Raw genomic sequence first — 11,528 nt, 5'->3', positions numbered from 1 at the left:
TGACGAGACGCATGTCGAGAAAACACCTTAGAAGTTGTTGAGATCGGAGCAACGCGTAGTGTTGCTTCTGTTCTCGCCGTTTATCAGTTTTTGAGCGTGAAGCAAAAATCCAAAGTGATTTTTGTCCCACGCTCTACTTCTTTTATGAAAAGAAGCAAGGTCTAGTGCCTCATTTTTATACTGTAGAATAAACAGACACATTTTTTTAAGTGTCAGGCTTCTTTGTGTATTTCATCAAGAACGAATGGACAAACTTGCCTTTTGCCACAAATCGTTTACAATTACAATGATAGGCATAATTTATTTAGAGGTGAAGTGATTGAAGAAATACAATGTTGATTGGAATTACTGGGTTGTCCGCTTTTTATTTGTAATGGCGCTGATTGTTGGCTATTTATTAATCACGAATTATCAGCACTTTGTCCATAGTGTTTCGGGTTTATTAGGCATCTTATCCCCATTCATTACTGGGTTTGTGATTGCTTATTTATTGAGTGGAAGTCAGAAAAAAATCGAGGGATTACTAGAAAGAGTTCCTTTACCAGTCGTTAAAAAAGCGAAACACGGCTTGAGCGTACTCCTTTTGTACCTGATTATTTTGTTTATTTTTGTTTTGACATTAAACTATATCGTTCCGCTACTCATTAGTAATTTAGTAGATTTAGCAAACTCTTTACCCACTTTTTATGATCACATGGTTCAGTTTGTGATGAGTTTAGAAGATAAAGGGATTTTAAAAACAGCTGCGATTGAAAAATATTTAAATAGCGTCCTTAAAGATTTGTCGCCGGAACGTTTTTTAAATCAATGGACACAAGCGTTATTTTCATTAGGAACGTTGACTAAAAATGTTTCCTCATTCTTTTTAAATGCATTTTTAACGTTGATTATCTCAATTTATGCGCTGGTATTTAAGCAATCTATTTTGACATTTGTTGAAAAGGCTGCCCACAAATTGCTGTCTGAAAAAGTGTACAAGCAAACACAAACCTGGTTAAATACAACGAATAAAATTTTCTATAAATTTATCAGTTGCCAATTTCTTGATGCTTGTATAATTGGCGTTTCATCAACGATTTTGTTAAGTATTTTGAATGTGAAATTTGCTGTGACTTTGGGGATTTTATTAGGTATTTGTAATATGATTCCTTATTTTGGTTCGATTTTTGCATCAATTGTTGCTGGTGTGATTACGCTTTTCACAGGTGGTGTTACTCAAGCAATTACGGTGTTACTAGTTTTATTAATTTTACAACAAATTGACGGCAATATTATTGGTCCTCGAATTATGGGAGATGCCCTAAATGTCAATCCGATTTTAATTATTGTTTCAATCACGATTGGGGGAGCGTACTTCGGCGTCTTAGGGATGTTTTTAGCAGTTCCTGTTGCTGCAATCATTAAAATTATTGTCTCGGAGTGGCTAAATGAATCAAAAGAAAATGATAAGATTGTAGATTCTATTGAATCCTAAAGTAAAACTTTTCGTCTCGCGTTGACGAAAAGTTTTTTAGTGGAACAGAAAGTTTCATTATTTGGAATTTTTGATATGCTATACTTAAAATAAATAGAAAATCAAAATTGAGGTGAATAAATGCAGCTTTTAAAAAAATATGGCGGCTATTTTTTAGTTTTAGGGGTCTTACTTGATTTTTTTACACCTTATTATGTCGGATTCAAAGATCAAGGTTACAATCAATTGACAGAAGTAATTAGCTTATTAGGTGATGTGAATAGTCCAGTTAGGGAAAACTTTAATCGGTTAACTATCATTGCGGGAATGTTGATGTTAGCAAGTTTACCTAGGATATATGCTATTTTTTCCAGAAAAACGAAAAAAGGTGCTTGGTTAGTAGTGGCAATGATTGGCGCTTATGGTTTATTTGATTGTATTTTCAGTGGGCTCTTCAGCGTAGACACTTCAAGCGCTGGCACAGTTGCTGCCGCGCTTCATAACGGAGGATCAGCAGTCGGTTATACAGGCTTTTTGTTGTTATCAGGCGTCTTAACCATTATCTATAGTAAATACGGTTCGCAAAAAAATAAAAAACTTTTTGGCTTTTTGTTTATTTTATGTATGCTTGCAGCCGGCTTATATGGCTTAGCAAGGATTCCACAACTACAACAGGTAAAACCATTTAATTATTTAGGCTTATGGCAAAGAGTGAGTTCATTTTGTAATTATCTACCAATGCTGGCACTGTGTTTACAAACTAAAACCAATGACAAATTTGATTGAACATTCGTCATTGGTTTTTTACTAGTTAAAATTGTCTGGTAAGAACTTAATTATTGGCTACGGTGACTTCACCAGTAACAGTGGCACCATCTTTTTCTAAGTCAGCAGAATCTTTGTATTCTTGTTTATCAAAAGTAATATTGCCATTAACTTTGGTACCATTTAAAGTAAAGCCATTTGCTTTCACCTCAATATCACCTTTGACAGTCCCGTGAACGATGTTGAAATTTTCAGAAGAAACGATTAGTTTAGGAACCGTGATTTCATATTCAGTAGTTACTTTTTTATTATCATCTTGAGAATAAAGCGCTAATTTGCGATAGACATCGTTGGAATCTTTCCCCTTATCATGGAAAGTACCAGCAACTGTTACCTCTTTATCAAAAGTGACATTGTCAGTAGCTGCGACAATCCAATTTCCTTTATCACTTAACGCCATTTCGAGTTCTTCAGGCTTGGCACTAATTGAAGCACCAGAGACTACTTCTGTACTTGAATTAGCTGTTTCTTTGCTACTAGAACTACTATCTGTTTTTTTATCAGATGAACAAGCACTAAGCAGCACAAGAGCAGCAGTTGCCGTCAAAACAGGGGTGAGTACTTTAGACATTTTCATAAAAATCCCTCCAAAAAATTTATTTCTTCCTTTATCATAACTGATTCAAAGGGAAATGAGTAATCATACACTCAAAGATTGAGAAGTTTGGCCAACGGGAAATTAGGCTTATTCTCTCAAGAATGTTCAGGAAATATTCAAAGTAATCATTTCTTTTTCAAATGTTCCTTTTCTGTAGTAAGCTAGTAATAGACAGAATTTAAGGAGGAGATTTTGATGCCTTGGAATATGAATGATTATCCTACATCAATGAAAAATTTAGCACCTTTGATTCGGAAAAAAGCGATAGATATTGGCAATGCGTTGCTTGCGGATGGCTACCCTGATGATCGCGCCATTCCAATTGCGATTAGTCAAGCGGAGAAATGGTATCAAGAGGCAAGTGCAGCAGACAAAAAAGCCTTCGAACAAGAAGCAAATCCTACGAAACAAGATTCGCATAAACAGGATAAACATGCGGGAAAATTATTAACGGCGGCTGTCAACGTTAAATATAAAGACGGCCAATGGTTGGTGATTTCAGACAGCGCTGAAAAAGCAAGTAATACATTTACCCACAAACAAGAGGCGGTTGAACGAGCTCAAGAAATTGCTCGGAATAAGCAAACAAAGTTGAAAATCTATAAGCAAGATGGTACGTTACAAGAAACCAAAGAATATACTGAATAATTTTTCGAAACCTTGATATTCCGTTGCAATTCAAGAAACGGTTATCAAGGTTTTTTTGCGAGGGAGAAATGGACAAGTAAGAAAAAATAACAAAAGTTAAGAATGAGAATAAGACTTGCTTTTCTAGTTTTTGGTGGGTACAATTACACTAATTAAGATAAAAAATCAAAATAATTGAGGTGCTACGACAATGGAAAAAGCCAATCTTGATTGGAATAATTTAGGATTTTCTTACATTAAAACGCCCTTTCGTTATATTAGTTATTGGCGAGATGGCAAGTGGGAAGAAGGCACGCTAACAGATAACAATCAGTTAACGATTAGTGAAGGTTCGCCTGCTTTACATTATGGCCAACAATGTTTTGAAGGATTAAAAGCGTATCAATGTGCAGATGGTTCTGTCAATTTGTTTCGTCCAGATGAAAATGCCAAACGGTTACAAAAAAGTTGTGCGCGTCTACTGATGCCACAAGTACCAGTAGAAACCTTTGTTTCTGCATGCCAAGAAGTGGTGAAAGCCAACCTTGCTTATTTACCGCCATATGGAACGGGCGGTACGTTGTATCTTCGCCCTTATATGATTGGTGTCGGCGATAATATTGGCGTAGCACCCGCCAAAGAATACATTTTTTCTATTTTTTGCGTGCCGGTTGGTTCGTATTTTAAAAATGGTTTAGCACCAACCAACTTTATTGTTTCTGACTATGATCGAGCAGCGGGTCGAGGAACTGGGGCCGCTAAAGTGGGGGGCAATTATGCAGCTAGTCTTTTACCAGGTGCAGAAGCACATGAGAAAGAATTTAGTGATTGCATTTATTTAGATCCGTATACGCATACGAAAATTGAAGAAGTTGGTGCAGCCAATTTCTTTGGCATAACCAAAGATGGTACTTTTATTACGCCGAAATCAGCGTCTATTTTACCAAGTATTACTAAATATTCATTATTGACGCTAGCAGAAGAACGTTTAGGGATGACGGCGCTTGAAGGAGACGTTTACATTGATCGATTAGCGGACTTCTCCGAAGCGGGTGCTTGTGGCACAGCGGCGATTATTTCTCCTATTGGAGGGATTCAAAATGGCACAGATTTCCATGTGTTTTATAGTGAAACAGAAGTTGGACCAGTGACCAAACAACTATATGATGAATTGGTTGGCATACAGTTTGGTGACAAAGAAGCGCCAGAAGGCTGGATTGTAAAAGTTTAAAGAGACAAAAAAGAGAGAATTCATGCTCTCTTTTTTTTGTGTAGAATATTCAGAATTTTCTATAAAAAGATTGACTTTAATACTATTTAAAGGAATAATGGAAGATACAAGATTTAAAAAAGGAGGGGAAGCTATTGCTTATTAAATCAGCAGAATCAGAAGAAATGACGATTTTTTTTGATAAAGAAAACCAACCAAATGCACAAGTTCAAATGGGCATTATTACATTACAACCTGGTGAAAAACGGCCTTTAGCTGGATATGCTCGCCATGAACAGGATGAATATTCTTATGTGATTTCTGGCGAAGCACATACGATTTTAGAAGATGGTCAAGACTTAGTTGGAAAAGCTGGACAAGCCCAATTAATTGAAGCTGGTGAGGGGCACATTAATTATAATGATGGGTTGGAGCCAGCGGTCGTTGTCTGGATGCTTGTGGAAAGGACAAAATAAAAGGGGAGCTGTCTTTCTGTAAGTAAGAGCATAAAAAAATGAAGAGTTATAGGAGAAAGAAGATGAAAAAGTATTTAAAAATCACAATGGTTTGTATTTTATTGGTAGGATTTTTAGCTGGGTGTACCAATAAAAATGAAAATAAAAAGAAACAGAAAAATACCAAAGAAGCCGTTCAACTGATGTCACCCTCGGAATTAACAACGCTCAACACCTCTGTATTATTGGATTTTCCAGATGCTATTGTCCAAACAGCAGCGTTTGAAGGGTTATATAGTTTAGATGAACAAGACCAATTGGTACCAGCCGTAGCAAAAGCATTGCCGACGATTTCAGAAGATGGAAAAACCTACACGATTTCTTTGAGAAAAGAAGCGGTTTGGAGTAACGATGATCCTGTCACAGCGCATGATTTTGAATATGCTTGGAAAAAAATGATTGATCCTAAAAACGGCTTTGTTTATAGCTTCCTCATCGTTGAAACAATTCAAAATGGTGCAGAAATCTCAGCGGGAAAATTAGCACCCAATGAACTTGGTGTCACAGCTGTGGATGATTATACATTAAAGGTGACGCTCAAAGAGCCAAAACCGTACTTTACGTCCTTGTTAGCTTTTCCTACATTTTTCCCGCAAAATCAAAAAGTAGTCGAACAATTTGGTGCGGACTATGGAACTGCTAGCGATAAAGTCGTCTATAATGGCCCGTTTGTGGTAAAAGATTGGCAGCAAACAAAGATGGACTGGCAACTAGCAAAAAATAATCGCTATTGGGATCACCAGAACGTGCGCTCAGACATTATCAATTATACGGTTATCAAAGAAACATCTACTGCATTGAATCTTTTTGAAGATGGACAATTAGATGTGGCTACACTAAGTGGTGAACTGGCGCAACAGAATAAAAATAATACGTTGTATCATTCGTATCCAACAGCGACAATGAACTATTTGCGCTTAAATCAAAAACGGAAAGGGCAAGCAACGCCGCTTGCAAACGAAAACCTGCGTAAAGCGTTGGCTTTAGGAATAGATAAAGAAAATCTAGTCAATAATATTATTGCAGATGGTTCTAAAGCGCTATATGGTGCGATTACGGAAGGCTTTGTGACGAATCCCACAACGGGTCTCGATTTTCGTCAAGAAGCAGGTAATTTAATGGTTTATAACAAAGAAAAAGCGCAAAGTTATTGGAAAAAAGCACAAGCAGAATTAGGAGAAAAGGTTAACGTTGAATTGATGGTAACAGATGATGGTTCTTACAAAAAAATTGGTGAAATTTTGCAAGGCTCGCTACAAGAATTGTTTCCTGGTTTGACAATAGAGCTAACCGCATTGCCGACTGAAGCTGCATTGAACTTTGGGCGAGAAAGTGACTATGATTTATTCTTAATTTACTGGACACCAGACTATCAAGACCCTATTTCTACCCTGATGACTTTATACAAGGGCAATGATCGCAATTATCAGAACCCTGTCTATGACAAATTATTAGATGAAGCAGCCACAACCTATGCCTTAGAGCCAGAAAAAAGATGGGCGACACTGATTGCAGCTGAAAAAGAAGTGATTGAAACGACTGCTGGCATGATTCCACTTAGCCAAAATGAACAAACAGTCCTGCAAAATGATAAAGTCAAAGGCTTGAATTTTCATACCTTTGGCGCTCCATTAACGTTAAAAAATGTTTATAAGGAAAAATAAAAAGAGAGCCTGGGCTGAAAATCGCTTTTGATTTTCGGCCCAGGCTTAAATCCTGCTTTTTAACCCAAAATTTGTCACCATTTAGCCTTTTCGGGTTTTATCTCGAACGCTTCTGTTCTAATAGTTCAGAATCAGGTGCAGTGTGGGGCTGGGCATATTTTTTCATATATGTCGGCAAGGCTTGACTAATCTTCGTTGGTAAAACAACATAGTCAGTTTTGGCCAAATCATCTCCAATGAGACTGTGTAAGTAGACGGCGCCAGCAATGGTTTCAATTGTCGGCTTAAACTGAGCTAAAAAACCAGCAATGATGCCAGCCAAGGTATCCCCAGTTCCGCCAGTAGCCATCCCAGGGTTGCCACCTGTATTTTGAAAAGGTTCTCCTGCGTGGAAAATTGTGGTGCGATGACTTTTTAAAACAATCGTACTGCCTAATTTTGCTTGTTGGCGCTGGTTATTTGCCAGTGTTTGTTGCTCGATAGGTAAGTGACTCAAACGTTGCCATTCCATTTGATGAGGTGTGAAAACAACTTTTTCAGGATAGGTAAGGGAGAAATTGCCTTGGCTAAACAGGGTAATTGCTGAGCCATCGATAATTAACCATTGTTGTTTTTGATGTTGGGCGAGTACCATCTTTAATATTTGTTGTGCAGTAGCATCTAAGCCTAAACCTGGACCAATTAAAATAACATCCGCTTGCTCTACGACGTTCGTCAGAAGGACTGTTTCTTCAAAGCCCACGACCATCGCTTCTGGGCATCTTGCATGTAAAGGCCCGTGATTTTTAACATCAGTAATCACAGTGGTGAGACCAGCGCCACTATTGATACACGCTTCGGTACTCATGATGATGGCTCCGCCATATTGTCGGTTTCCTCCGATTAATACAACACGCCCAAAATTACTTTTATAAGAGTCAGAGGGGCGTTGAGTGATGACTTCCTCTAAAATGTCCTTGCTTAAATAGCGCATTCTATCACTCCTTTTCTTGGGATTTCTTTGTTCTCAGTATACTACAAGAGCCCCGAAAAAATCAGTTTATTTAATGTTAAAAGTTACTCTATTGAAGGCAATGAGGTGTATAATAAGGACCAGATAAATGAGTTAGGAGAGTGAAACAGATGGAAGAGAAAAAAACATTTTATATGAGTGGCTACGTAGGAATTGCGAGCTTATTAGTTATTTTAATTGCGGGAATTGGTTTATTTATTTATGGAGCGAGTCATACCAATGGTGTTCTTGTTGTTTTAGGTATTATTTTGTTAGTTGGGGCTATTTTATTTTTAAGTTCCTTAACCATTGTTAGTCCCAACCAGGCGAAAGCTATTTTATTTTTTGGTCGCTACTTAGGTACGATTAAAGAAAATGGGTTGTTTATTACCATTCCATTTACGCAAAAAATGAACATTTCTTTGAAAGTACGAAATTTCAATAGTTCTCTATTAAAAGTCAATGACTCTGACGGGAATCCAATCGAAATCTCTGCGGTCATCGTTTTTCGGGTAGTCGATACAGCTAAGGCGTTATTTAATGTCGATTATTATCAAGACTTTGTGGAAATTCAAAGCGAAACGGCAATCCGGCATGTAGCAACACAATATCCTTATGACACTTTTTCAGATAATGATGTAACTCTGCGAGGAAATACCGAACAAATTTCCGAGGAGTTAACCAAAGAATTGCAAGAACGCTTAGCAGTGGCTGGTGTAGAGGTTATCGAAACACGGTTGAATCATTTAGCTTATGCAACTGAAATAGCTAGCTCCATGTTGCAAAGACAGCAAGCAAAAGCAATCTTAGCGGCCCGACAAACAATTGTGGAAGGTGCGGTAAGCATGACACAAATGGCCTTAGAACAGATTGAAGAAGGGCAAGAAATTAATTTTACCGATGAACGAAAAGTACAACTTATTAATAATTTACTAGTCTCAATCATTACTGATAAGGGCACACAACCAGTTATTAATACAGGCGACGTTTCTTCTTAAAGAGGAAGCAACGCTAAAAATAGCAAAAAAGAGTCATCTTTCCGATGGCTCTTTTTTTGGTAAACACGAACATTATATAATTTTAATTTATAATATTTCGGTTTTTCTTTGACATCTCTTTTTCTCATTGTTAGAATAACAGTGAAAAAAGGCGGAAGGAGTTATTATATTCATGAAACCATTAGTCGCTGTGATTATGGGAAGTACCTCAGACTGGGCAACGATGAAAGCTGCTTGTCTTGTGTTAGAAGAGTTGAAAATTCCTTATGAAAAACGAGTGATATCAGCACATAGGACCCCTGATTTGATGTTTCGTTTTGCAGAGGAATCACGAACAAAAGGATTGAAGGTTATTATCGCTGGCGCTGGTGGAGCGGCCCATTTACCAGGGATGGTAGCTGCAAAGACAACCTTACCTGTCATTGGTGTTCCAGTTAAAACACGAACATTAAACGGTATTGATTCACTGTTGTCTATTGTGCAGATGCCAGGCGGAGTTCCTGTAGCAACAACTGCGATTGGCTCAGCAGGTGCTACCAATGCTGGGTTATTAGCTGCAGAAATACTAAGTATTGATGATTTACAGTTAGCAGAAAGAATCCAAGCAAGACGACAATCATTGGAAAAAGCGGTTATGGAAAGTGGGGAACAACTTGAATAAACCTTTAAAAGTCGGAGCAACTATTGGCATTATAGGTGGAGGACAGTTAGGGCGAATGCTAGTCATGAGTGGTAAAAAAATGGGTTTCCAAATGATTGTGTTGGACCCAACGCTCAATAGTCCAGCTGGTCAAGTAGCTGACCGTCAAATTGTGGCAGCCTTTGATCAGACATCTGCTTTAACTGAACTAGCAGAGTTATGCGATGTGATCACTTATGAATTTGAAAATATTGAAGTGGCCTCCCTAGAAAAGGCCATTCCACTAGAAAAGTTGCCACAAGGAACAGAATTGTTAAAAATTACTCAAAATCGATTGCTTGAAAAAACGTTTCTTCAATCGATTGGCTGTAAGATTGCCCCTTTTGCGGAAGTAAAAAGCCAGAAAGAGCTGCCACAAGCAATAGAAAAGATTGGTTTTCCATGTGTCTTAAAAACTATTCAAGGTGGATACGATGGAAAAGGACAAGTCGTCTTAAAATGCGAAGAGGATTTCTCCCAAGCGACTAAATTATTAGCTAACGCCACTTGTGAATTAGAAAAGTGGGTGCCTTTCACTAAAGAACTTTCAATCATCGTTGCAGGGAATAAGCATGGTTACCAAAGCTTTCCTGTATCTGAAAACATTCATCGAAAGAATATCTTGCATGAATCAATTGTGCCAGCACGAATTTCTGAGAATGTGCAACAAAAAGCAGCGGAATTGGCGCAATACATTGCTGAGGAATTAAATCTATCTGGGGTTTTAGCTATCGAAATGTTTTTAACGGATTCAGAAGAGTTGTACGTCAATGAATTAGCGCCACGGCCTCATAACTCAGGTCATTACTCTATTGAAGCTTGCTCATTTAGTCAATTTGATGCGCATATTCGAGGGATTAGCAATTGGGGCATTGGGTTACCCCAATTACTTCAATCAGTGGTTATGGTGAATCTCTTAGGCGAACACTTAGAAAAAAGCTACCAGTTATGCACGTCAAAACCCACTTGGCAAGTCCATTACTATGGAAAAGCCGAATCAAAAGTTGGCAGAAAAATGGGCCACGTCACCATTACAACACCTTGCTTATCAGAAACGTTAAAGGAAATTGAGACTGTTGGTATTTGGAATGTAACTTAATAAATGCTTGCTCCAAGAAAGTTTTTTATTTTTACATTCGACAAACACGAACGATTATTGTTTTTTTTGTAACTAATGTAAGTTTTTGTCTGATGTAAATCAGCTGACTTAGAAAGAATAGGGTTCATGAAGCTAACGAGAAGAGGGAAAGAATGGAAAAGAAAGCACTTGTGTATACAGGAAAAGCGAAGAATTTGTATCAAACAGAAAATGCAGCGGTTCTTTTTGTGGAATATCTTGATCAAGCAACAGCTTTAAACGGTCAAAAAAAAGACAAAGTTCTTGGGAAAGGCGCTTTGAATAATCAAATCACTAGTCTAATTTTTGAACATTTACAGCAACAGAAGATTCCCAATCATTTTATCAAAAAAGTATCTGAACACGAACAATTAATTCAGGCCGTAGAAATGATTCCTTTGGAAGTTGTCGTACGTAATTATGCGGCAGGAAGTTTTTCGAAGCGTTTAGCGATTGAAGAGGGCACTAAATTAGTGACGCCCATTATCGAATTTTATTACAAAGAAGATCGTCTGGATGATCCTTTTATTAACGAAGACCATATTCAATTTCTAAAAGTAGCCACTCCTGCTGAAATTGTGGAAATCAAAGCATTGGCTTTACAAATTAATCAGGCGCTTAGTCAACTCTTTCAACGCCTCAATATTTGTTTGATCGATTTTAAAATCGAGATTGGTCGGACGAAGGCCAATCAATTGTTACTGGCAGATGAAATTTCTCCAGACACCTGTCGTTTATGGGATTTAAACACAAACGAACATCTGGATAAAGATGTTTATCGCCGTGAATTAGGAGAAATAGTTCCTGTATATGAAGAAGTTTTACAACGTTTACTAACAGCTAATTGAGGA

At 37.6% G+C, this 11,528-nt stretch carries 12 protein-coding genes; 10 read left to right on the top strand and 2 right to left on the bottom strand.

Features of this window, described 5'->3' with window-relative positions; translation table 11 throughout:
* Positions 1–319 precede the first annotated feature (319 nt).
* Together IGJ20_RS08040 and IGJ20_RS08035 are read left to right on the top strand one after the other, a co-directional pair.
* Complete coding sequence (locus IGJ20_RS08040) at positions 320–1,474, top strand: AI-2E family transporter (RefSeq protein WP_002386882.1); 1,155 nt, start codon at positions 320–322, stop codon at positions 1,472–1,474.
* A 120-nt stretch (positions 1,475–1,594) separates the two neighbouring features.
* Positions 1,595–2,239, top strand: a complete 645-nt coding sequence (locus IGJ20_RS08035) for a DUF998 domain-containing protein (protein ID WP_086317937.1) — start codon at positions 1,595–1,597, stop codon at positions 2,237–2,239.
* Between the two features lie 46 nt (positions 2,240–2,285).
* Here IGJ20_RS08035 and IGJ20_RS08030 read toward each other — a convergent pair whose 3' ends face one another.
* Entirely contained in the window at positions 2,286–2,855 is a 570-nt protein-coding gene (locus tag IGJ20_RS08030) for a polymer-forming cytoskeletal protein (RefSeq protein WP_202522561.1), read from the bottom strand.
* Positions 2,856–3,071: 216 nt separating this feature from the next.
* On the opposite strand from IGJ20_RS08030, the gene IGJ20_RS08025 reads away from it, so the two are divergent.
* The 4 genes from IGJ20_RS08025 to IGJ20_RS08010 all read left to right on the top strand — a co-directional run bounded on the left by IGJ20_RS08025 (position 3,072) and on the right by IGJ20_RS08010 (position 6,892).
* Positions 3,072–3,524, top strand: a complete 453-nt coding sequence (locus tag IGJ20_RS08025; protein WP_010709492.1) for a DUF2188 domain-containing protein — start codon at positions 3,072–3,074, stop codon at positions 3,522–3,524.
* A 190-nt stretch (positions 3,525–3,714) separates the two neighbouring features.
* Positions 3,715–4,734 (top strand): branched-chain amino acid aminotransferase, encoded by a 1,020-nt coding sequence (locus IGJ20_RS08020; RefSeq protein ID WP_086317935.1) that lies wholly within the window; start codon positions 3,715–3,717, stop codon positions 4,732–4,734.
* Between the two features lie 134 nt (positions 4,735–4,868).
* Complete coding sequence (locus tag IGJ20_RS08015) at positions 4,869–5,189, top strand: cupin domain-containing protein (RefSeq protein ID WP_002365769.1); 321 nt, start codon at positions 4,869–4,871, stop codon at positions 5,187–5,189.
* Positions 5,190–5,251: 62 nt separating this feature from the next.
* Positions 5,252–6,892, top strand: a complete 1,641-nt coding sequence (locus IGJ20_RS08010) for a peptide ABC transporter substrate-binding protein (protein ID WP_202522560.1) — start codon at positions 5,252–5,254, stop codon at positions 6,890–6,892.
* 97 nt (positions 6,893–6,989) lie between these two features.
* Here IGJ20_RS08010 and IGJ20_RS08005 read toward each other — a convergent pair whose 3' ends face one another.
* Positions 6,990–7,865 carry an NAD(P)H-hydrate dehydratase gene (locus IGJ20_RS08005; RefSeq protein WP_002365767.1) on the bottom strand — a complete coding sequence of 292 codons (876 nt, stop codon included), beginning with the start codon at positions 7,863–7,865 and terminating at the stop codon, positions 6,990–6,992.
* Between the two features lie 149 nt (positions 7,866–8,014).
* On the opposite strand from IGJ20_RS08005, the gene IGJ20_RS08000 reads away from it, so the two are divergent.
* From IGJ20_RS08000 to purC, 4 genes are all read left to right on the top strand, one after another.
* On the top strand, positions 8,015–8,881 hold the full coding sequence (locus IGJ20_RS08000) for an SPFH domain-containing protein (RefSeq protein ID WP_002357267.1): 867 nt from the start codon (positions 8,015–8,017) through the stop codon (positions 8,879–8,881).
* Positions 8,882–9,053: 172 nt separating this feature from the next.
* Complete coding sequence (purE, locus tag IGJ20_RS07995) at positions 9,054–9,542, top strand: 5-(carboxyamino)imidazole ribonucleotide mutase (RefSeq protein WP_002365766.1); 489 nt, start codon at positions 9,054–9,056, stop codon at positions 9,540–9,542.
* Positions 9,535–10,659 (top strand): 5-(carboxyamino)imidazole ribonucleotide synthase, encoded by a 1,125-nt coding sequence (purK, locus tag IGJ20_RS07990; protein ID WP_002399033.1) that lies wholly within the window; start codon positions 9,535–9,537, stop codon positions 10,657–10,659. Before purE ends, purK begins: the two co-directional genes overlap by 8 nt.
* A gap of 152 nt (positions 10,660–10,811) precedes the next feature.
* Positions 10,812–11,525, top strand: a complete 714-nt coding sequence (gene purC, locus IGJ20_RS07985; RefSeq protein ID WP_010824718.1) for a phosphoribosylaminoimidazolesuccinocarboxamide synthase — start codon at positions 10,812–10,814, stop codon at positions 11,523–11,525.
* The last annotated feature ends 3 nt before the right edge of the window (positions 11,526–11,528 follow it).

This window comes from Enterococcus sp. DIV0294 (assembly GCF_050558155.1).
GTDB lineage: Bacteria > Bacillota > Bacilli > Lactobacillales > Enterococcaceae > Enterococcus > Enterococcus faecalis.
This window is presented reverse-complemented; position numbering and strand designations above follow the sequence as displayed.